A 23,156-nucleotide genomic window follows, 5' to 3' on the forward strand; every position below is an offset into this window, starting at 1 on the left:
AATAGCGCCCCCAAGACAACCAATGCCTACTAAAAGCTGCACCGATTGTCCCGTTTATTGACGCAATGCGCAAATAAATTCGTTATTTTTTACGCTTTTTCTTATTACCAATATGTATGGCGTGACCATCGGCCGCCAAAGCTGCCTCGTGGACCGCCTCAGACAGCGTTGGGTGACCGAAGACAATAGTCCCCAGATCTTCCGCACTGGAGCCAAATTCCATCGCAATCACTATCTGCTGACACAGGTCGGCAGCGCTGGGGCCAATGATGTGACCACCGAGAATACGGTCAGTCTCTTCGTCGGCTAAAATTTTGACGAAACCAGCCGTATCATTAGCGGCCATCGCACGACCCGAGGCAGCGAATGGGAAAACACCGACTTTATATGCCTCACCACTGGCCTTTAATTGCTCTTCAGTCTTACCAACTGCAGCAATCTCAGGATGGGTATAGATGACGGAAGGTATGCAATCATAGTTAATCTGGGCCTTCTTACCGGCGATACGCTCGGCGGCGACAACACCCTCTTCTGAAGCTTTATGCGCCAGCATTGGACCACGAACCACATCACCAATCGCGTAAATACCCGGTGCATCCGTTTCACAATAATCGTCAACAAAAATGAATCCACGTTCATCCAACTTGACACCAGCATCTTCTGCCAACAAATTTTCAGTGTGCGGACGGCGACCGACAGCAACAATCAACTTATCGAAAACCTCGCTGTGCTCTTCATCGCCGCTCTTGTAAGCTACGGTAACCTGACGTGCCTTCTCATCAACCTCAGTACCAGTGACCAAAGCACCGGTGCGAATATCCAAGCCCTGCTTCTTGAAGATTTTGCGCGCTTCCTTAGAAACCTGCTTATCCATCATGGCGAGAAAATCATCCATCGCCTCAAGCACCACAACCTCAGTACCCAAGCGGGCCCAAACACTGGCCATTTCGAGGCCAATAACACCACCACCGATAACACCTAAACGCTTAGGTGCCTCATTGATTTTAAGGGCACCAGTAGAATCGACAATAACATCTTCAAACAACGGTGCAGGTGGGATGTTGACTGGGCTGGAACCTGAAGCAATGATGATATTTGCGGCTTCGACAACAGTGACACTGCCGTCCTGCGCAGTGATTTCTACCTGCTTACCCGCTAATACCTTGGCAGCACCTTCAGCCAATGCGACGCCATTACCCTTAAACAAACCGGCAACACCAGAGGTTAATTGCGTAACAATCTGGTCTTTACGGGCAATCATGGTCGGTACATCGATCTTCATTTCACTGTGGCTGATGCCGTGAATAGAGAAGTCATCCTTGGCTTCATGATATTTGAAGCTCGAGTCCAATAACGCCTTAGACGGAATACAACCGACATTCAAGCAAGTACCACCCAGAGCAGTCTTACCTGCATCATTGCGATATTTCTCGATACACAGTGTTTTAAGACCTAATTGAGCAGCACGGATAGCGGCAACATAGCCACCTGGGCCGGCACCAATAACAACGACATCGTATTTATCTGACATGATTAAACCTTTAATTGTCTATATTCGACTTTGAATAGCATATATAGAGCAAGCTTTAAGCTGTTTCAGCCAAAGCCTCTTACAAAAAGAAAGCGGCACAGAGCCGCTTTCTGCTTTTATTGACGAAAGCTATTAAAGCTCAAGTAAGATGCGGGCTGGATCTTCCAGCAACTCTTTGATCGCAACCAAGAACTGCACAGAATCTTTGCCATCGATCAGGCGGTGATCGTAGGAAAGCGCCAAGTACATCATCGGGCGAACAACAACCTGGCCATCGACGACCATGGCACGTTCTTGAATCTTGTGCATACCGAGGATCGCAGCCTGTGGCGGGTTAATAATCGGTGTCGACATCAGTGAGCCAAACACACCACCATTAGTAATGGTAAAAGTACCACCAGTCATCTCTTCGATACCCAACTTGCCGTCTCTGGCACGCAGACCAAAATCACGGATGCCCGATTCGATATCAGCCAAGCCCATATAATCGGTATCGCGAAGAACAGGAACAACCAGACCCTTTTCCGTTGAAACAGCGATACCAACATCCTGATAGCCGTGATAGACAATATCCTTGCCATCGATAGAAGCATTAACCGCGGGGAAGCGCTTAAGTGCCTCCGTTGCCGCCTTAACAAAGAAGCTCATGAAACCTAACCGGGTGCCATTGTTCTTCTTTTCAAACAGGTCTTTGTATTTGTTGCGCAACTCCATCACAGGCCCCATGTCGACTTCATTAAACGTCGTCAACATCGCCGTGCCCTGTGAGGCCTCAAGCAAACGCTCAGCAATACGAGCACGCATGCGAGTCATCGGTACACGCTTCTCGACGCGGTCACCACTGGCCACATCCACCGCCACCTTGGCAGGGGCTGGTGCAGGTTTTGCCGCCGGAGCAGCAGCCGGTGCCTTCACAGCCGCCATCACATCTTCTTTTGTGATCAAGCCACCCTTACCTGTGGCAGTGATCGTCGCTGCGTCGAGGTTGTTTTCTTCAATCATCTTGCGAGCAGCTGGGCTGACTTTTACATCACCGGCGGCAGCTGCGGCAGGGACTGCCTCAGGGGCTTCTTCGACGGCAGGGGCTGCTGCTGCACCCGCTTCAAAGCGAGCAATCAACTCTTCGCTGAGAACAGTATCGTCCTCGCCTTTAATAATCTCTACGATAACACCGTCGGCAGGAGCCAATATTTCCAGTGTCACTTTGTCGGTTTCCACTTCTGCCAATAACTCATCGCGGGTACAGGCTTCACCTGGCTGCTTAAGCCATGCTGCGATAGTGCCATCTGCCACTGACTCTGGGAACTGAGGTGCTTTTATTTCAATAGCCATTTTCAATCCTTAACTCTTTCTCAAATTGCGCTTATCGAAAACGCGAATACGGTTTGCTCAAAATATCGGTTAGTTAAACGACAAAGGCTCTTCCTAATACTCGGAAGAGCCTCGCTGTTAACCTAACGCCAATGCGTCTTTTATCAATTGCTCTTGCTGAGCCAAATGCAATGCCATGTAACCAGCGGCGGGGGAAGCCGAAGCCTCTCGCCCCGCATAGTTCAATTCAGCCACTGGCTTAACAGCCTGTAGCACACGACGCATATGGTGTTGCGAGCTATACCAAGCACCCTGGTTCTGAGGCTCATCCTGACACCAAACCAATTCTTCAAGGTTAGGGTATTTCTCTAGCTCTTGCTGCAAATCATCGGAAGGGAATGGATACAATTGTTCAATACGAACAACAGCAATATCGCTAATGCCCTCTTCCTGACGCTTATTATACAAGTCGTAATAAACCTTGCCGCTACAGAGCACAACGCGCTTAACAGCGTTATTATCGACCTCATCGACTTCGCCGATAACCGTTTTAAAGCTGCCTTCGGCTAATTCGTCCATAGTCGAGACAGCCTGTTTATGGCGCAACAAACTCTTGGGCGACATAACAATCAGTGGCTTACGAAGCGGACGGATGATCTGGCGACGTAGCATGTGATAAACCTGAGCAGGTGTCGATGGAACGCAGACTTGAATATTATGCTCTGCAGACATCTGCAAGAAACGTTCAAGACGTGCCGACGAGTGCTCTGGCCCCTGCCCTTCATAGCCGTGAGGCAACAATAAGGTCAAACCACACAGGCGCTGCCACTTGTGCTCACCACTGGTGATAAATTGATCGATAACTACTTGCGCACCGTTGGCGAAATCACCAAACTGTGCCTCCCAAATGATTAATGCATTGGGTGTGGTGGTTGAGTAACCGTATTCAAAAGCCAACACCGCCTCTTCAGACAGTAAGGAGTCATGAATCGTAAAGGTTGGCTGATTTTCAGAAAGATTTTGCAGCGGTACATAACTCGCTGTCTCCTTCTGATTATGAAGAACCGCGTGGCGGTGGGAGAAAGTACCGCGACCGACATCCTGCCCGGTCAAACGTACCGGGTGCCCCTCTTCCAACAAAGTGGCATACGCCATGGTTTCAGCGAAACCCCAGTTGATCGGCAAGGCACCTGCAGCCATTTTCTTGCGGTCTTCGACAATTTTGGAGACCTGTCGCTGCAGCGGGAAACCTTCCGGAATCGTATGCAGACGTGCGGCCAAATCTTTGATCGTCGAGGCGTCAACACGGGTATCGGCAAATGCCGTCCAATCGTGACCAACATACGGATTCCAATCGACAAACATACCGGTATTGGGTTCAAGTACTAAAGACTTGGCCACGTGCCGACCATTATCCAACGCATCACGATAGCCGTCAGTCAACTGCTTATCCTGCTCAGCTGAAATCACACCCTCGTTGACCAATGTCTCAGCATAGAGGTCACGGGTAGTCGTCTGATTACGAATCTTCTCGTACATCATTGGCTGAGTGCCCGACGGTTCATCGGCCTCATTGTGGCCACGACGACGATAACAAACCAGATCCAGAACCACGTCTTTCTTAAATTCCTGACGGAAGTCTAATGCCACTTGAGTAGCAAACAGAACAGCCTCAGGATCATCACCATTCACATGAAAGATAGGCGCCTGGATAACCTTGGCAACGTCTGTACAGTATTCTGTGGAACGAGAATCCTCGACATTACTGGTGGTAAAACCAACCTGGTTATTGATGACAATATGCACCGTGCCACCGGTCTTATAACCACGGGTCTGTGACATCTGGAATGTTTCCATCACGACACCCTGACCGGCAAAGGCCGCATCACCGTGTGCGACAACAGGCAAGACCTGATTGGCATCACCTCGGCGGTCCTGACGCGCTCGCACAGAGCCCTCGACAACCGGGGATACAATCTCTAAGTGTGATGGGTTAAATGCCATGGCTAAATGCACTTCGCCACCACTGGTCATCACATTAGAAGACAAACCTTGATGGTACTTAACGTCAGCAGAACCAACATATTTTGCCTTACCATCAAACTCATCAAATAGTTCTTTTGGACTCTTACCCAGAGTATTGATCAAGACATTGAGGCGACCACGGTGCGCCATGCCAATCACAACTTCTTGTACGCCGTATGAGCCCGATCGTTGAATCAGCTCATCGAGCATGGGAATCAAACTCTCAGCTCCTTCTAAGCCAAAACGCTTGGTACCTGGATAACGTGAGCCAAGGTACTTCTCCAAGCCTTCCGCAGCGCTCAGTCGTTCAAGCACATGACGCTTAACCTCATCCCCATACTGAGGATTAGAACGCACAGATTCCATGCGATTCTGTAGCCACTGCTGCTCTTCAGCAGAGTCAATATGGGCAAATTCAACACCAACATTGCCACAGTATGTGGCTTCCAATGTCTCGATAATTTCTTTCAGCGTTGCTTCAGATTTACCGGTATAAAGATTGGAGGTTTGAAAAGTGGTATCGAGGTCGGCTGCTGACAATTGATGAAAATGGGTATCCAAATCAACCGGCGGCTGGCGCTGCCATAGACCAAGGGGGTCTAGATTGGCTTTTTGGTGTCCACGGTTACGATACGCGGCAATAAGATTGACGACTCGAACCTGTTTACGCTCATACTCAGTACTCACACCTTCAACCGGTGCCGCAGCGGGACGCAACTTGGATTTACCGAGTAATTCGAAATGTTCTACGATAGGAGAGTGAGGCGTGTCTTGACTAACAACCCCCTCTACTCGAGGAAGCTTTTCGAAATAGGTACGCCAGTCTTCGGCGACCGAATTTGGATCTAAAATGTACTGCTCATAGAGGTCCTCTACATACGCAGAGTTACCGCCACTAATATGCGAACTGCTTCGTAGCAGTTCCATTATGCTCTCTTGCATTATCACACACCTTAAGATGGGAGCAATTACTAAACCCATAAGACAGGCACTGGTGGTGCGCCCCAAAGAAACACTGTCACATCGATAGACGACAGCGTTCTCAGTCTTCGTTAGTAACTAGGATTTTATCCAAAACCCCCGGGAGATATAGCCTATGTTTAGCCACATAATCGCTAAAACTACGATTGTTTCACCCTTTTATTAAGACGGGTCTCACTCTGCCTTAATAGGACGGGAGGCATTGTAAAACACCTCCACCCAAACCACTAGAGCCAATTCAACAATTTATGTTGCATTAGCCAATAGCATGTTACGAATGTGACCGATGGCCCGTGTTGGGTTAAGGCCTTTCGGACATACGTTTACGCAGTTCTGAATACCGTGACAGCGGAATACGCTGAACGGATCATCCAATGCTGCCAAACGCTCTTCGGTAGCCGTATCACGACTATCCACGAGAAAGCGCCAAGCCTGCAACAAACCACTTGGACCGATGAAACGATCTGGATTCCACCAGAACGACGGACAAGAGCTTGAACAACACGCGCACAGAATACATTCATAAAGACCGTCAAGCTTAGCACGGTCCTCAGGGCTCTGAAGGCGCTCAATAGCTGGCGCCGGCGTATCATTAAGCAGGTAGGGCTTAATTTTCTTGTACTGGTTGTAGAACATTTCCATGTCGACAACCAAGTCACGAACAACCGGCAAGCCAGGCAGCGGACGAATAACTAACTTACCGCCCTTCAAACCCGCCTCAGACAATGGCGTCACACACGCCAAGCCATTCTTACCGTTAATATTCAAACCGTCAGAACCACACACACCCTCACGGCATGAGCGACGGAAAGAGATACTAGAATGCTCAGCTTTTAACTGCTCAAGCACGTCCAATACCATGATATCTTTACCCTGTGTATCCAACTCATAGTCCACCATGGCGGGCTCTGAGTCAGTCGCAGGGTTATAGCGATAGATAGATACTTTTAACATCTTTTGCTGCCCCTCTTATTAGTACTTACGTTCTTTAGGCTCAAACACTGGCACAGTCTTCGGCTTAAAGTTCACCGCACGCTTTGCCACACGCTTTTCACCGGGGTAGTACATAGAGTGACACAACCAGTTTTCGTCATCGCGATCCTGGAAATCGTCACGGGCATGCGCACCACGACTCTCTTTACGTACTTCAGCTGCAATCGCTGTCGCTTCCGCAACCTCAAACAAGTTCTGCAGCTCTAAAGCCTCGATACGCGCAGTATTAAAGGCGTCAGACTTATCGTCAAGACGGACATTTTCAACACGTGGACGAAGATCGGCAAGCTTCTTAATACCTTCCTGCATGAAATCACCACGACGGAATACGCCGAAATGGTTCTGCATAATGGTTTGCAGCTCTTTACGTAGATCGGCAACTTTCTCGCCTGAATCTGAGGCGTTGAGCGTATTCAAACGCGCCATCGCTTTATCGATATCAGCCTCGGTTGCGCCATCCAGCTCAATGCCTTCACGCAATGCCTTCTCGATATAAAGACCGGCAGCACGACCAAAGACAACCAAGTCCAGCAGCGAGTTACCGCCCAGACGGTTGGCACCGTGAACAGAGACACAGGCAACCTCACCACAGGCGTACAAGCCGTTGATAACGGTATCATTGCCATCTGCATCCATGGTCAATACTTGACCGTGAATGTTAGTCGCAACACCACCCATCATATAGTGACAGGTTGGCACGACAGGAACCGGCACCTTAACAGGGTCGGCATGGGCAAACGTCTGTGATAACTCACAGATACCAGGCAGCTTACTGTGCAATACTTTTTCACCGAGGTGATCAAGCTTAAGGAATACGTGATCGCCATCAGGACCACAACCACGCCCCTCTAAGATCTCAAGCGTCATTGAACGAGCAACAACATCACGACCCGCAAGATCCTTCGCGTTTGGCGCATAACGTTCCATGAAACGCTCGCCATCCTTATTAATCAGATAGCCACCCTCACCACGACAACCCTCAGTAACCAGAACACCGGCACCGTGAATACCCGTTGGGTGGAACTGCCACATTTCGATATCCTGAACAGGAACACCGGCGCGTAGCGCCATACCGATACCGTCACCGGTATTAATGTGAGCATTAGTAGTAGAAGCATAAATACGGCCAGCACCACCTGTTGCCAAGACTGTCGCCTTAGACTTAACAAAAACAGTCTCGCCATCTTCAATACAGATCGCGATAACACCAACAACTTCACCGTTGGCATTCTTTACCAAATCAACCGCATACCATTCATTAAAGAACACTGTATTGTTCTTAAGGTTGCTCTGATAAAGCGTGTGTAATAGGGCGTGACCGGTACGGTCTGCAGCAGCACAGGTACGCGCAGCTTGTCCACCATTACCAAAATCCTTCGACTGACCACCGAAAGGACGCTGATAAATACGCCCCTCTTCGGTACGCGAGAAAGGCATACCCATGTGATCCAACTCGAAAACAGCCTCTGGACCGACAGAGCACATATATTCGATCGCGTCTTGGTCACCGATATAATCAGAGCCCTTAACGGTATCGTACATGTGCCAGCGCCAATCATCGTTCGGATCATCACTGGCAATTGCACAGGTAATACCACCTTGAGCAGAAACAGTATGAGAGCGTGTTGGGAAAACCTTGGTAATAACCGCAGTCTTATAACCAGACTGAGCCATTTGTAGCGAGGCACGCATGCCTGCACCACCACCACCAATTACGATGGCATCAAAAGAAATAGTGCGAATAGTCATGCTATACACTCCACAGGATCTGTACGCCCCAAACAAGGTACGTAAAAGTGACAATAGCGACGGTCGCTTGGAACAACCAACGAACAACATTACCCTTCGAACCCAGCATGCGCTCGGTGAAGTAATCGGTGGAAACCGACCACAAACCAATCCAAGCGTGAGCACATAATGCAATCAGCGCCATAACACTGAACACACGCATCCAAGTCTGAGCGAACAGCTCCGACCAGACGACAAACGTAATATCATTACAGGCAACAAAACCCGCTAGAAATACAAAATAAACAACCAAAATTAAGGCTGTTAAACGCTGAATCAACCAATCGGCCAAACCGCTGCGACCATAGCTAGTGACTGAAGTTACATTCATAGTATCCACACTCCTGCAGCAATGATTAATACAGCAGAGACAACAACAGTTATCTTTGCGCCCAACAAACCACCTTCAAGAGTCTCGCCAATGCCGAGATCCATAACCAGGTGCCTAACACCGGCAACAGAGTGGTAAATCAAACCAGCCAGCACCAGCCACAAAGCAAACTTTGCAACAGGCGACTGCAAACACTCAACAGCAGCCTTAAAGCTTTCTTCACTCTCTAATGAAGAAGACAACAAGGTCAACAACAGTGCCACACCGGCAAAAATGAACACACCTGATATCCTGTGTAGGATTGAGGTGTATGCGGTAAGAGGGAGGTTAATTGTCCCAATATCTAAGTTAACAGGTCTATTATCTTTCACGACTCATTTACACTTCTTTATATTGCCAATTTATGCAGGCGGTTTATCGGAAAGTGCCAAGGCTGCTTTTAACGGCAAACCTCATACGTCTTATTGTAGAATCATCAATTTCTCACCCACTAAATTACGCATTCAGATAATGAGCACTGAAAATTCTGGCGAAATTATATGAGTAACATAACGAAATTACAATGTTATAGACCAGTTAAAACAGCTCTTGTATAGATACTTATACGTATTATTCCCCATAGTGATACTTGCACTGAATCAGTGCTACAGGGCACCGTTTTCGTACACATTCAATACATTAAACGACAGTAAGCCGATTTTTTACTATTTTTCGTTAAATTGGAGCCTAAATTTACGTCCACCAAGCATCGACAGAATTGACAAACGCTTTTATCTCTTTATAGTGATGCCGTCCTCATGAGGGACACTTTCTGAATGTAATAATAAGTTGACAGGAGCCAAAAATGAGTGAGCGTAAAGCAACTCTGACGTTGGATGGACTAGACACACCCCTTGAATTACCGGTAATGTCCGGCACCATAGGCCCAGACGTCGTTGACGTAGGCGGACTTACAGCAAAAGGGTATTTCACATACGACCCTGGCTTTGTATCCACCGCATCCTGCGAATCAAAGATCACCTATATCGATGGCGGCAAAGGTGTTCTATTACACCGCGGCTACCCTATCGAGCAGCTAGCAGAGAAGTCAGACTTCCTCGAAACCTGTTATTTACTGGTTTATGGAGAGCTTCCCAATGCTGAACAAAAAGAACAATTCGATAACAACATTCGTTATCACACCATGGTTCACGACCAGTTAACCCACTTTTTCAATGGTTTCCGTCGTGACGCCCACCCGATGGCCATTATGTGTGGCGTAGTAGGCGCCCTTGCTGCCTTCTACCACGATTCGCTCGATATCAATGATGAGCGTCACCGCGAAATATCAGCTCAGCGCCTTGTCGCCAAGATGCCGACGCTGGCCGCCATGACTTACAAGTACAGTATTGGCCAACCTTTCGTCTATCCTCGCAACGACCTGAACTATGCAGAAAACTTCCTGTATATGATGTTCAGTAATCCGTGCGAAGAATACAAGGTAAATCCTGTTCTATCTAAGGCTATGGATCGCATCTTCCTGCTTCATGCCGACCACGAACAGAACGCCTCTACTTCTACCGTTCGCCTTGCTGGCTCAACAGGCGCCAACCCGTTCGCCTGTATCTCTGCCGGTATCGCAGCGCTTTGGGGACCCTCACACGGTGGCGCTAACGAAGCTGTTCTGGACATGCTTGGCGAAATTGGCGATGTTTCTAACATCGATGATTTTGTTGCTCGCGCCAAAGACAAAAATGACCCATTCCGCCTCATGGGCTTCGGTCATCGCGTCTACAAAAACTTCGACCCACGTGCACGCGTGATGAAGCAAACCGCTGACGAAGTACTGGCTGAGCTAGGCCTCGAAAACGATCCTCTGTTGAAGATCGCCAAACGCCTAGAACAAATTGCCCTTGAAGACCCTTATTTTGTTGAGAAGAAACTCTACCCGAACGTAGATTTCTACTCAGGCATCATCCTTAAGGCACTTGGCATCCCAACCAGCATGTTCACTGTAATCTTCGCCCTAGGTCGCACACCGGGTTGGATTGCTCACTGGCATGAAATGATTAGTAGCCCGTACAAGATTGGCCGTCCTCGCCAGCTTTACACCGGCTCTGATGCCAGGGACTACCCTGAGAAGTAACGCTAACGCGCTACCTCTAATATAAAAAAGCCGCCTTGTGCGGCTTTTTTATGCCCGCAAGTAATACCTGCCTGCCCTTATTATTCATCCACGCCCTACCCACTATTATCTATTATCCTCACTCAGCCGGTGCCAATTTATTGCGCCCAGCTCGGCGCAATAAAGCCAGCCAGATTATTACGCACACAAAAAAACCGGCATCACTGCCGGCTTTAATCACTCTAACAATCCAGCGCAGTCTTAACGACCAGGTTGCTTCCTCTTTGACGCCATTTTCAGCACAACAAAGCCAGCAATACCTGATATCAGCGAGGCAATAATAATACCGCCCTTGGCCAAGACTAATTGCTCGCTGCCTGCAAACGCTAATTCCGCGATAAAAATAGACATGGTGAAGCCGATACCAGCCAGCAAGGCGACACCGACTATATGCAGCATACTACAGCCCTTTGGCAGCGCACCCAGCCCCAGACTTTTACCAATCCACGTAGCACCTGCCACACCGATCAACTTACCAAAAACCAAACCAATAATGACACCAAAGGTCACGTCGTTCATTAACGATACATCGCCACCGAAGGCACTGACAGGAATACCCGCATTTGCCAAAGCAAACAACGGCACAATAAGATAGGTTACCGGCATATGAAGACTGTGCTCCATGCGCTGTAATGGTGCCTGCGATAAATGGATACCGTTCTTAAGCGTTTGAATATGTGCTCTCAGCTCATCGTTTCTCATGATATTGACACCGCTTTTTGCGCTATCGATAATACGCCCGGCACTTCTTTCAACTCGGGTCGAGAAAGCGCGGACATCAAAACGCGGCATTGCAGGTGTAGCAAAGGCCACGATCACACCAGCCAACGTCGCGTGGACACCAGTCTTTAACAGCGCAAACCACAGAAAAACACCGATAATCATATAGGGTCCTGTACGACGAATACCGCCAAAATTCATTGCCACAAGGGCAAAGGTAAAAATACCAACCCAAGCCGCCGCAACGAGATTCAATTGCTCGGTATAGAAAACAGCAATGACTGCAATCGCACCCAGATCATCAACAATCGCCAATGCAACCAAGAAAGTGACCAATGAGCGCGGCACACTATTGCCCATCAGGGAAATAATACCCACGGCGAAGGCAATATCTGTGGCCATGGGAATACCCCAACCGGCAGCACCAACACCACCAACGTTGAAGAAGGCATAAAAAGTAGCCGGCACTAACATGCCGCCAATAGCCGCCATAATTGGCAGTGTCGCCTGTTTAATATCAGCCAACTCGCCGACGAGGAATTCACGTTTGAGCTCCAAGCCAACAAGCATAAAGAAGTAGGCCATCAAACCATCGTTTATCCAATGCTGCAAAGATAGCTTTAACTCGAAATCACCAAAAGATAATTTGAAATAAGTCTTTAGAAGCTCATCATATTGTGCTGCAAAGGCAGTATTGGCCAAGATCAAGGCGATAATGGCCGAGGCCATCAAGATTAGACCGCTGGTAGACTGGCGATGTATAAACTCATCGAAAGGGGTTAGCACCCTCTCAAAGGCCTTTTCCCAAGGCGCCGTATAGACCTTACCTATTTTCTTTTCTTCACTTCTGTTAACACCAAACATGACTCTCCTTCAATAATTCCATAAAACGAAACAGATAATATAAGCTTTGTCATTATAACCAATACGCATAAGTACCAATTATAAGGATTTTCAACATTCCCTTTGTATAGCTCAATTTTCGGCGCCCAACAATGGCAAAAAAGAGGCTATAAAAGCCTCTTTTTATCATCAACTCATTGCAGCCTTTAATTTAACGCAAAGCGAATCGGTACTTTGACCGAAATAATCTCACCCTTGATAGCTACGGGGGCGGCAGGAAAGGCATCAACGGACTCAACCGCCGACATAGCGGCTTTATTCAAGATGCCGTATTTAGCCGACTCAACACGCTCCACAGAGATTTTTTGACCGGCGCGATCCAGCTTGATTTCAACAACAACCAAGCCCTCTAAATTGCGCTTGATGGCGCGACTAGGGTATTGCACCTTACGCAGGGTCTGCTTAACAATGCTTGAGCTATAAAGCTTTAACATCATCTCATGCTGCTGCTTGATAATCTCCGGGTCTATATCGAAGTCATCATCTAAATCAAACTCATCAATCACTGGCGCGGCAACAGCAATCACCGGTGCCGGCGGCTTCTCGGCTACCTCAGTAGGCTCAACAACCTCCTCAGCCTTGACCTTCTGGGCATCAGGGGCTGCCACTGCTACAGGGGCTGACGCCACAGAACCCGAAGACTCCAAGCCAGCCAACGCCACAGCTGACCCCGAGGCAACAGCTGCTTTTTCGCCCTCATCTGCCCACTGCAACACAATATCTTGGCGCTCAGACTGTACTGGAGTTTGCTCATATAATGCCAACGCTTCGGCATAATCATCCTGACCAAGAATTTGCTGTTTAAAATCGGTAGACGGCGGACGCTTTCCTATCCACGTATTAAGTAACATATCAAAACTACCGATACGGTTATAGGATGCGGCTTCTACACCGTTGATATAAATTACAATATGACCATTTGGCTGCTGATCAAAAATCAATTGATCGCCCTGCCTAAGTGTATAGCGCGCGATATTATTGAAGGCTATAAATTCTTCACTATAACGGGCCAATAAATCTTCATCGTTATTGGCAACAATTAACTGAGTCCACTGCATTGAGAACTTTCTCGGGCTCCAACGCTTTGCAGTAACACGTAACGCCATGACGCGACGAGTATTTGATAGGGCCTGTACCGCCTCAGATGTATTGGCTGCCTCCTCTAGATAGAGGGCACCAACGAAATAACTTCGGTTTAATTCACTAAACTCAGATACACCATTGAGCACCATACCCTCAGTTAAAGAGGAACCTTGTGCATTGGCGAGATGACAGAATAGAGCAACAATGACAACTGCTATTTTTTTCATTATTAAAGGCCTTCGGTATCCAAACCACTTCACTTTGTTATTATTTTTCACGCTTACCTTATACTGAACGTTTTTGCTGCCGTTGTCGATACCAAGCAACGCAACAACATCAATATAATGTTAGACCGAATAAGACTGTATTTTAGGTGACAAAGGCTGTGTCAACCCACCCTGAAGAAAGTCAATCAATGTCTCAGTAAACGCTGTCAAGTCAACACTTTGCCCACTTCTTATTTGAGTTTCACAGGCCGCAATACTATGAATTAACTGAGCCCCCATCAGCGACAATCGTAACGTCACAATGGGTTGCGGCAAATAATTCAGCTGTTTGGATATTTCAGCGGTTATAGCCAAAACACCAGACATCCAGGGCTGATCGATGGAAGAAAATCCTGCGCCCGAGCCACTATAGCTGTAAAATCTAGCGAGGAAATTGACATAATAACTGGCTTCGTTTGTTCGAATAAAATCGACAAAGGGGTAAACAAAAGCTTCTAACAGCCCTCGCAAATCACCTGTCCTGCCCTCTCCCGCCAACACCTCTAGCAATATTAATCGCTTATCATTCAGTGGCGTCATACGATAAGCTAAAATAGCCTCTAACAGCTTATCTTTGCCGCCGAAATGGTATTGCAGTGCTGAATTATTTTTTTGACCAGCTTGCGCACTAATCCGACGCATTGATACCGCTTCTATTCCCTCTACAGAAAATAGCTTCTCTGCCTCTAAAACAATGCGCACCTTTGTCTCTTTCATTCAACACCTCCATTTAAGCCGATGATTATAGCAAGATTTGTCAATGCACCGTTAACGATTATGGGGGACAAACAGGCAATATCAGTCGCATCAATTAACAACAATTTAACCATTTTGGGCCACTTTGACTTATAATCCTGCGATATTGATTGCCACCCATTAATTGAGAGCACCCATGTCGCTAAACCTACTATTTCGCTGCGCAGGCCTGACTATTATTGCATTGCTTGTTGCCGGCTGCGCATCGGCGCCAGCCAAACAGGCTGAACTACACGGGCTATGGCTTAAAGACAATCTTGATGGCAGCACCGAAGGGTTTTATCTCGCCCCTCAAGGTGAGCTACAGTTTTACAACATCTACACTTGGCTTGGCGACAGCTGGTCTGTTGATGACAACGAGCTATTGTGGCTCAGCTTCAGTGATGAACATCCTCTGCCCGAGCTGAGCCAACTGCCTTATATACGCCAAAAAAAGCAGTTGGTTATCGAGGGAGAGTCTTACTTTCAGGGCAGCTATACCAGCCGTCCCTTTGTCAGCATCTGCGGCCAAATCAATCTGACGACATCTTCTGTCGAACGCATGAGTTTAAACATCACCAGCCAAACTACGGCGGGAAAGCCGACATTGTTGGTTCGTAAAGTGCTCCGCAACCCTCTCAAAACAAGCTTTTATGACCTGGCCTTAGCCGAGGCCGACATCAACACTGCCGCCAGCTACACCCTGACCATCAATATTATCGATAATCAGCATCAAAACCTTTCCAAGAGCATCACCTTACAACCCAACAACACCGCCTGTAATCCAGCGATTAAGCTGTAGCAAACTACGCTTGATCCAAGCGCTGTAACTCAAATTCAAAATTAAGGTCGCCGGTGATCATCACAGACTGCTCGCTGAGCATAATATGCAGATTGGTTTGACGGCCAATAGCCTCAGCTTGCTGCTTTAACAACTCTTCCGGCAACAAATAAAATTGGCAATGTTTCAACTGCTGCAACGCCTCTGCATTCTTTTGCCACCAGATCTGAGCCGACTCCTGATAGCTGTACACAGCAAAACTATCGGCCTTACCCCTTAACCATTTAATACGATCAACACTGGGGTTGCCCATTTCAACCCACAGTTTAACCAGCCCAGTATCATCTTTTAACCACAGAGCAGCATCCTCAACCTCGGATAACCCCCGACCAAACTGCAAACGCTCATCGGCATGCACGGCAAATGCCAATACTCTTGCCAGCATCCTCAACGAGGATTCTGACGGGTGACAAGCCACCGACAACAAATGCTCTGCATAGTAGTGGTTATTCAAATTTGAAACTTGTAATTGAATTTTATAAACCGTAGATTTAAGAGCCATAATCACTATTACCAAAATAAGAATGGCTATTGTAACACTGTCCGAAGAGAGAATAATCAACGCCACCCCGACTCAGGTGTACCAAGCACTGATAAATTTCAGAAATTACCATCTATGGAACCCATGGGTTCGAGAAGCTGATGGCAATGCCAGAGTTGGCGGCAGTGTCAAAGTTGCCATCGACCTTGGCCGCAACAAACTGGAACATTACAACCACAATATCCTAGCCTGCGAGACTGATCGCTATTTTGCCTGGGAAGACAAAGGCTGGTTCACTCTTTTTGCCAAAGGCTCTAGGCACCGATACCTACAACTTACCGAAGAAGGCAGCACGCTGTATAAAGTCGAACTGCCTATTCACGGCATTTTCGCCAATGTTGCCCACAAGAAATTTGGTCAAGCAATGGCCTCTGGGCTCGCCGCAGAGGCCGATGGCTTAAAAAAGTTCTGCGAAAAATCACCGTCAATTTAGCAATCACCACGCCACTTCGGCAGCTCGTGCAACAACAGACCAAGCAATATTAATACCGAGCCGAGTACCATCATCAGTGTTACTGGCTCTCCTGCCACAACCGCCCCCAGCCACACGGCAATACCCGGTGTAATCAGCGGGATCAGGCCAGAAACCGATACAGGCAAAGCAGACAGCACATAAAAGAAAGAGAAATATGCAATCAACGATCCGACGATAGCCAAATAGAGTGTCGACATCATCGCCTCAGTACTGATCACTTGCGGAAAACTACCGTCCAGCAGCAACCAGCTGAGCACAAGACCCGGTATGGAAAACGTCAACGTACCCAATGTCTGCTCTAATGGGTCTATATTTCTTGGCTGATATTTGACCAGCACACTGCTCAACGAAAACAATACAGTGGCACCAAATACCGCCAATATTGCCCAGGCAATATCGACAAATGGATAGCCCCCTTCTACACCCGACTGCAACCATTGGTCGATACTGACCAGCAACAAGCCTCCCAGGGCGATAGATAGCGCCAAATATCGCATAATACTCCACTGCTTGGCGCCAAAAAAGACAACCGTAATCAGGGTTATTAAGAATGGAGACAGGGCATATATAACCGATATCAAGCCAGATGGAATAAATTGCGCCCCCCAATACACCAGTGGCATCGTTGGAAATATCCCCAAACTGGCAACGCAATAATGTTTTATATTTTCTCGTTTCAGCCCGGCATTAGCACGAAATAAGGCCACTACAACACAGGCAATAACAGCAGCAATAAACATTCGAGCAGAGACTGCAGCAAATGGCGTCACACTGCTATCGCTGCTCCATTTAATGGCCAAAGGGGTTGTACTCCAAACAACGACCACAGCCAAATACGCAATAGGAACTGACATTTTTTATACTCTTTACTTTTAAAAAACCAAAAAAAAAGCCGCAGTTTCAAGCTGCGGCTTTAGTTTTAATGCATTGAGAACATCACATTAAACGTCGGCCACGCTCAATTCGGCGCGCGCACACAGGTTTGTGCCAGCGAATCATCGCTGACATCACAAGCTGTGACCAAAGTATGAGATTTAAAAACATAATTTCTCTGCAAATTTAATACTGTTAATTCGATAGTAATCGCTTGCCAACAATAAATACATTAGTTTTTTAAAAAAATATGTGCGCCATGCTAATACACTATTTTTTACAAATAGTATTGGCCGCTCGGCGACCAGAAAAAACGCAGTCGGCGATGGACAAACCACTGACATAGAGGTTAGAGGCCACACCAACTGCTGAACGGCCCGCAGCATACAAGCCAACCACTTCATTACCGCTTTCGCCTATAACTGCACCGCTATCTTCATTCACTTTCAAACCACCAAAGGTAATCGCTGGACAGGGGAAAACTTGACTATCGACAGAAATATCCATCGCATAATAAGGCCCCTCACTCATATCTGCCATGAAATCATCAGATTTTCTGAAATCATCAACATTATTGCCCAATGCTGCTTGGTTATAGCGGTCAATCGTCGCTGTTAGCTGCTCGACCGGCAAACGACACTTAGCAGCCAATCCCGCGACGGTGTCAGCTTTTTTTGCATTAAAGAATATGTTGAGTAGAGCCGGCAGCATTTGAAAGGCCCAAATCTTCCCTGGCGGTAATATTTGTTTCAACGTCTTTTTGCGCAGCGCCTCATTAATGATCAAGATAGCCTTGCCCTCTTGCTCTTCACACATATGGTAACCTAGCTTAGCACCGTAAACCTGCTCATTAACATATCGCTGCCCCTGGCCATTGACCACAATTCCTTGCGGCCACGCCTGCGGAGGATTGATAAAACGCCACGCTGAGACAGAATCCATTTGATCGACAGCGCCACCGACAGACTGCCCCAGACGTATACCAGAACCATTACAGCCAGCGGTGCCCAGGGCCATTGCCTTTCGGTATTTCGGCGCATACTCCTTGACCATTTCACGGTTATTAATAAAACCACCCGACGAAATAACAACCCCTTTTTTAGCACGGATCCTCAGTGTATTTCTGTGGCATTGTTGCTCAATCGCAAGAAATTTTTTGCGAGCCAATACCGCAAGAGGTGGCATCCACATCCGCGCATTATTCGATAGTTGATACCAAAAGAAATGCTTTTTTTGCTGTGACTCAGGCAGTTGCAACAGCTCAACACCAACAACCCCACCACTATCATCGGTGATTAAACGCTGCACCTCGCTGTGGAATTGTGGCTTAACCCCCTTATTTAGCGCCGACTGATTCAGCGGATCATAAAACGCGGCTCCACTTAGCCCTTTACCAAGCGCGCGATGGCCTCGGGGTGCCGGTTTCGCCTTCTCTTTATACTCCGCCACCACCTCGTTGCCAGAATAGTACAGATAGTATTTATCGGTGGGGTAAGACGTTTTTACCGGGCTCATCGACCCCTCAAACTTGACCCCATTGCCCTGTAGCCAGCTCAGGTTGTCCAGTGAGGTCTCACAAAAACGCTGCAGCGTTTTATCGCTGACCACCCCCTGCACCTCCATCTGCAAATACTTAAACATCTCTTCGGCGCTATCTTCAAAATTAGCCTGCTGCTGGAACTCACTGCCACCACCGCAGTAAAAAATACCGCCACTGATCTGTGTCGCTCCACCGCCTTTAAAGCGGTCGATGGCAATGACATCAGCGCCCTGCTCAACCGCCTCAATGGCCGCCGATGCGCCCGCACCGCCGAAGCCAACAATGACAACATCGGCACTTCTATCCCATACACAATCGTCAACATTATCGACAATCAATGGTTCTGCAACGTGGGAAAACCAATTCTTATCATTAGGTGATGGCATAATATATCCTTCGTCAATAGCGATATTCAGGCGCATAACATGCCCAAGCTAATATTAATTCAGTGAGATTAACTAACAACGCGCGGACAGCGCAATAGTCTTCTAGACAATCTTCAAACACATCACCGATATCGGTTACTTAATCGTGACAAGTGAGTGATAAATTAGCGATTCAACTCGACGACGAATTATCCAAGCGGATAACACTATGACAAAATCACGCCGTATTATGCCCTGTTTATTCCTCGCTCACGGCAGCCCAATGAATGCCGTTGAGAGCAATCGATTCACCGATGACTGGAGCATATTGGCCGGCAACATGCCTCAACCCGACGCCATAGTAGTGATCTCCGCCCACTGGCAAACCCCGTCACCCATGGTCACCTCGACGCATAAACCCGCCACAATTCACGATTACCGTGGCGGCTCGCAAGCTCTGCGAGCAATTCGTTACCGCTGCCCAGGCGCACCCGACTTGGCACAGCAAATGATTCAGCGACACCCCGAGATCAGTGCCGATAGCAATAGAGGCTTGGATCATGGTAGTTGGACTCTATTGAATAAGCTCTACCCCGCTGCCGATATCCCCACACTTCAACTCAGCCTAGCAACGGACTACTATCCGCAACAGCACATCGCCCTTGCCCAACAGCTCCGATGGCTGCGGGATAACAACACTCTGCTGATAGGGTCGGGCAATATCGTCCACAATATTGGCTATTGGATGGCTTGGGCACAGGGCAAGGTGACCAACACCCGTTGGGCCCATGACTTTGATCAAACAATATTTGAAGCTATTTGCAGCCAGCGCTTGGATATATTGGCCGATTACCAGGCAATCGATGGCGCAGCCCTTGCTGTACCTACGGACGAACATTATCTGCCACTGCTATACGCTGCGGCTATCGCCGATACAGACGATACAATCACCACCTCCCAATTTACCAGCACCGGCTTCGAAGCCGATTGCAGTCGCTCGATCCGTTTCGGCTGATTGACCAAACACCAACACCAACACCAGTTGGTAACATGCTGTGACTGTTGCCATTCTTACGATACAGCACCGAGCAGCATAAAAACCGGGGAGGATAAGAATCGAAAAACTCTTTATCTAGCCACTGAATGCCATTAAAGTAGTATCCACGAAAAATAAAAGCACTGTAAACATGCAGTATACCGTGCCCAAAAAATGGATCGAGTGATGATAAAAAAAATACTACTTAGCCTCAGCCTACTGACCGCAAGCTCTGCACTTTCTGCCCTCGATGTTGGCGAAACCCTCCCCGCTGTTTCTATCAATGATCGGGGTGAATTATTACTCGAAGAAAAAACTATCGCCTTTGATAGCTGGAGTATCGATGAACTCGACAGCTCTAAAACCAATATTATTATGTATCTAGCCGGTCGCATGTCCTCCGACAAGATGATTCGCCCCTTTACCGATGCATTAGAAGCGGAGAATATCTCGCTGGACAAGATACACAGTACGACTATTGTCAACTTAGATGACAGCTTATGGGGCACCACTGGCTTTGTTATCTCCGAAGTTAAATCAAATAAACAAGAACACCCTGAAGTGACTTTTGTGCTGGAAGAAAGCGGTGAGACACTGAAGAAGTGGCAGCTTGACGAAGGCAGCGCAGCGATTATCATCCTGACCAACAAGGGTGAGATAGCCTACCTCAAACAGGGTGCTTTCGATGATGCTGAAGCTAAAAATGCATTGGCCGTTCTGAAGAAAAACCTACCGTAGGCGATAACCGTCACTATTCTTAGCTGATTGGCGTTACATTTAGGCAATACGTACTATTTTTTCTTGCCTGTGACGCCTTCTGCCAGCAAAATAGTCCGAGATAAAACTAATGCTCGTTAATATGATAGGTACCCCTATGGCTCAAGCTTATGATTACATTATTGTTGGCGCAGGCTCTGCCGGCTGCGCCCTGGCCAACAAGTTGTCCGAAGATAGCAATAACTCAGTCTTACTACTTGAAGCCGGCGGCAAGGGCAAAAGCCCGCTGATTGGCATGCCACTAGGTTTTGCCTTTTTAATGAAAGACCCCAAGCACAATTGGTGCTACCTCAGTGAGCCTGAGCCGGAAATGCATGGTCGTCAGCTTGAACAGCCAAGGGGCAAGGTTCTCGGTGGCTCAAGCTCTATTAACGGCATGGTATATATCCGCGGACACAAAGAGGATTACAATGGTTGGCATGCCGCTGGCTGCCCAGGCTGGAGTTATAACGATGTACTGCCCTACTTTAAGCGCAGCGAACATAATGTTAACGGTGCCAACGAATTTCATGGTGTCGGTGGGCCACTGTGGGTCGACAATCCAGTCAACAAATATGCCCTTGGCGAACTCTTCATCAAGGCTGGCGTGGCGATAGGCATCCCCTTTACCGAGGACTTTAACGGCGCCCAACAAGAGGGCATGGGACGCTATCAGGTCAACATTAAAAACGGCAAACGCCAAAGTACTGCAGCAACCTACTTAAAACAGGCCAGTAAGCGCAGTAACTTAACGGTGATAACTAACGCCCTCAGCGATAAGATCAATTTCGATGGCAATCGCGCCTCAGGTGTCAGCTATACCATCAAGGGCCAGCATCATGCAGCCAGCGCGAATAAAGAGGTCATCCTCTGCGGCGGTACTATCAACTCACCACAACTACTTGAGCTATCCGGTATCGGTGCTGAAAAAGTGCTAAGCAAACAGGGCATTAACGTCATTCAAGAGCTGCCCGGTGTTGGTGAGAACATGCAGGATCACCTCACTGTCAATATTCAACAAAAGCTCAAAGACGTGGTGACCTTCTATGAAGAAACCCGTCCTCTTGCTTTCGTCAAAAACCTATTTAATTACTTCACCAAAGGTACCGGACTGTTTGCTCACCCCGCTTCCGAAGTCGGCGCATTCTTTAAAACAGATGAAAATCAGCCCCGCCCCAATGCCCAGATTCACTTTGCCCCGGCCGCCAGCGAAACCGACAGCAAAGGCAATATGATCACTGTCCCAGGCACCACTGCCACTGTTTGTATTACCCAACCAAGCAGTGTCGGTAGTGTCCATATAAAAAGCCCTAAATCAGACAGCTACCCAAGCATAAAGTTTAACTATCTGTCGACAGAGGAGGACCGGGTCAATACCGTCGCGGCCATTCGTAAAACCCGTGATATTTTTGGCTCTCCGGTGCTCGACAAGCACCGCGAAGAAGAACTGCTCCCCGGGCCTGACTGTCAAACTGACGAGCAGTTGCTCGACTATGCTCGCCGTGAAGCCAACTCGGTATATCACCCGGTCGGTACCTGCAAAATGGGCGTCGATAATATGGCTGTTGTTGATCCGGAACTGCGCGTCTACGGCGTTAAAGGGTTGCGTGTTGCCGACGCCTCCGTCATGCCAAATATTTTGGCCGGAAATACCAACGCCGCCTGCGTCGTCATCGCTGAAAAATGCGCCGACTTCATTCTTAATAAGATAGATAGCCTGCCTCAAGTCGATTATCTGCAGCAAACGGCGTCAACCGACCAAGCCACAATCGACGCCTAACCCCCTACTCGCGAGGCTGATATAACAGCCTCGCGGCCTTAGGATGATTGACAGGCCATAGTAACAGGGACGTTTATATCACCGTTTAATACCCCGGCGGACAGCGGCCATAGCCAAC

General features: G+C 48.0%; 19 protein-coding genes. 6 read left to right on the top strand and 13 right to left on the bottom strand.

The window, feature by feature from the left end; genetic code table 11:
- Window positions 1-82: 82 nt before the first annotated feature.
- The 7 genes from lpdA to sdhC form a co-directional block, all read right to left on the bottom strand.
- Window positions 83-1,531: a dihydrolipoyl dehydrogenase gene (gene lpdA, locus L9P87_RS02915; protein ID WP_237443177.1), complete on the bottom strand. Its 1,449-nt coding sequence runs from the start codon at window positions 1,529-1,531 to the stop codon at window positions 83-85.
- A 132-nt stretch (window positions 1,532-1,663) separates the two neighbouring features.
- On the bottom strand, window positions 1,664-2,863 hold the full coding sequence (gene odhB / locus L9P87_RS02920; RefSeq protein WP_237443178.1) for a 2-oxoglutarate dehydrogenase complex dihydrolipoyllysine-residue succinyltransferase: 1,200 nt from the start codon (window positions 2,861-2,863) through the stop codon (window positions 1,664-1,666).
- 117 nt (window positions 2,864-2,980) lie between these two features.
- Complete coding sequence (locus L9P87_RS02925; RefSeq protein WP_237443179.1) at window positions 2,981-5,809, bottom strand: 2-oxoglutarate dehydrogenase E1 component; 2,829 nt, start codon at window positions 5,807-5,809, stop codon at window positions 2,981-2,983.
- 285 nt (window positions 5,810-6,094) lie between these two features.
- Window positions 6,095-6,802: a succinate dehydrogenase iron-sulfur subunit gene (locus L9P87_RS02930; RefSeq protein WP_237443180.1), complete on the bottom strand. Its 708-nt coding sequence runs from the start codon at window positions 6,800-6,802 to the stop codon at window positions 6,095-6,097.
- Between the two features lie 18 nt (window positions 6,803-6,820).
- On the bottom strand, window positions 6,821-8,590 hold the full coding sequence (sdhA, locus tag L9P87_RS02935) for a succinate dehydrogenase flavoprotein subunit (protein WP_237443181.1): 1,770 nt from the start codon (window positions 8,588-8,590) through the stop codon (window positions 6,821-6,823).
- Window position 8,591: 1 nt separating this feature from the next.
- Window positions 8,592-8,960, bottom strand: coding sequence for a succinate dehydrogenase, hydrophobic membrane anchor protein (gene sdhD, locus L9P87_RS02940; RefSeq protein ID WP_237443182.1), 369 nt, complete (start codon window positions 8,958-8,960; stop codon window positions 8,592-8,594).
- Window positions 8,957-9,331, bottom strand: coding sequence for a succinate dehydrogenase, cytochrome b556 subunit (gene sdhC / locus L9P87_RS02945; RefSeq protein WP_237443183.1), 375 nt, complete (start codon window positions 9,329-9,331; stop codon window positions 8,957-8,959). Before sdhC ends, sdhD begins: the two co-directional genes overlap by 4 nt.
- Window positions 9,332-9,804: 473 nt before the next feature.
- Here sdhC and gltA point away from each other — a divergent pair, with 473 nt between their 5' ends.
- Window positions 9,805-11,085, top strand: a complete 1,281-nt coding sequence (gene gltA, locus L9P87_RS02950) for a citrate synthase (RefSeq protein ID WP_237443184.1) — start codon at window positions 9,805-9,807, stop codon at window positions 11,083-11,085.
- A 240-nt stretch (window positions 11,086-11,325) separates the two neighbouring features.
- On the opposite strand, the gene nhaA is transcribed toward gltA, so the two are convergent.
- The 3 genes from nhaA to L9P87_RS02965 all read right to left on the bottom strand — a co-directional run bounded on the left by nhaA (window position 11,326) and on the right by L9P87_RS02965 (window position 14,813).
- Entirely contained in the window at window positions 11,326-12,708 is a 1,383-nt protein-coding gene (gene nhaA / locus L9P87_RS02955) for a Na+/H+ antiporter NhaA (protein ID WP_237443185.1), read from the bottom strand.
- A 185-nt stretch (window positions 12,709-12,893) separates the two neighbouring features.
- Window positions 12,894-14,057, bottom strand: coding sequence for a TonB family protein (locus L9P87_RS02960; RefSeq protein WP_237443186.1), 1,164 nt, complete (start codon window positions 14,055-14,057; stop codon window positions 12,894-12,896).
- A gap of 120 nt (window positions 14,058-14,177) precedes the next feature.
- A complete protein-coding gene (locus tag L9P87_RS02965; RefSeq protein WP_237443187.1) occupies window positions 14,178-14,813 on the bottom strand; it encodes a TetR/AcrR family transcriptional regulator in 636 nt (211 codons plus the stop codon).
- Window positions 14,814-14,988: 175 nt separating this feature from the next.
- Between L9P87_RS02965 and L9P87_RS02970 the strand changes: the two genes are divergently transcribed.
- Complete coding sequence (locus tag L9P87_RS02970) at window positions 14,989-15,633, top strand: hypothetical protein (protein WP_237443188.1); 645 nt, start codon at window positions 14,989-14,991, stop codon at window positions 15,631-15,633.
- A gap of 4 nt (window positions 15,634-15,637) precedes the next feature.
- Here L9P87_RS02970 and L9P87_RS02975 read toward each other — a convergent pair whose 3' ends face one another.
- Window positions 15,638-16,174 (bottom strand): YaeQ family protein, encoded by a 537-nt coding sequence (locus tag L9P87_RS02975; protein ID WP_237443189.1) that lies wholly within the window; start codon window positions 16,172-16,174, stop codon window positions 15,638-15,640.
- Between the two features lie 22 nt (window positions 16,175-16,196).
- Here L9P87_RS02975 and L9P87_RS02980 point away from each other — a divergent pair, with 22 nt between their 5' ends.
- Window positions 16,197-16,646, top strand: a complete 450-nt coding sequence (locus L9P87_RS02980) for an SRPBCC family protein (protein WP_237443190.1) — start codon at window positions 16,197-16,199, stop codon at window positions 16,644-16,646.
- On the opposite strand, the gene L9P87_RS02985 is transcribed toward L9P87_RS02980, so the two are convergent.
- Both L9P87_RS02985 and L9P87_RS02990 read right to left on the bottom strand, forming a co-directional pair.
- Window positions 16,643-17,542 carry a DMT family transporter gene (locus L9P87_RS02985; protein WP_237443191.1) on the bottom strand — a complete coding sequence of 300 codons (900 nt, stop codon included), beginning with the start codon at window positions 17,540-17,542 and terminating at the stop codon, window positions 16,643-16,645. The genes L9P87_RS02980 and L9P87_RS02985 overlap by 4 nt on opposite strands.
- Before the next feature lie 289 nt (window positions 17,543-17,831).
- Window positions 17,832-19,487, bottom strand: a complete 1,656-nt coding sequence (locus tag L9P87_RS02990; protein ID WP_237443192.1) for an FAD-binding protein — start codon at window positions 19,485-19,487, stop codon at window positions 17,832-17,834.
- 208 nt (window positions 19,488-19,695) lie between these two features.
- Between L9P87_RS02990 and L9P87_RS02995 the strand changes: the two genes are divergently transcribed.
- From L9P87_RS02995 to L9P87_RS03005, 3 genes are all read left to right on the top strand, one after another.
- Window positions 19,696-20,481, top strand: a complete 786-nt coding sequence (locus L9P87_RS02995) for a dioxygenase family protein (protein ID WP_237443193.1) — start codon at window positions 19,696-19,698, stop codon at window positions 20,479-20,481.
- 207 nt (window positions 20,482-20,688) lie between these two features.
- A complete protein-coding gene (locus tag L9P87_RS03000; RefSeq protein ID WP_237443194.1) occupies window positions 20,689-21,240 on the top strand; it encodes a YtfJ family protein in 552 nt (183 codons plus the stop codon).
- A 136-nt stretch (window positions 21,241-21,376) separates the two neighbouring features.
- On the top strand, window positions 21,377-23,038 hold the full coding sequence (locus tag L9P87_RS03005; RefSeq protein ID WP_237443195.1) for a GMC family oxidoreductase: 1,662 nt from the start codon (window positions 21,377-21,379) through the stop codon (window positions 23,036-23,038).
- Window positions 23,039-23,156 lie beyond the last annotated feature (118 nt).

It is taken from the genome of Sinobacterium norvegicum (assembly GCF_923077115.1).
Classification (GTDB): domain Bacteria; phylum Pseudomonadota; class Gammaproteobacteria; order Pseudomonadales; family Sinobacteriaceae; genus Sinobacterium; species Sinobacterium norvegicum.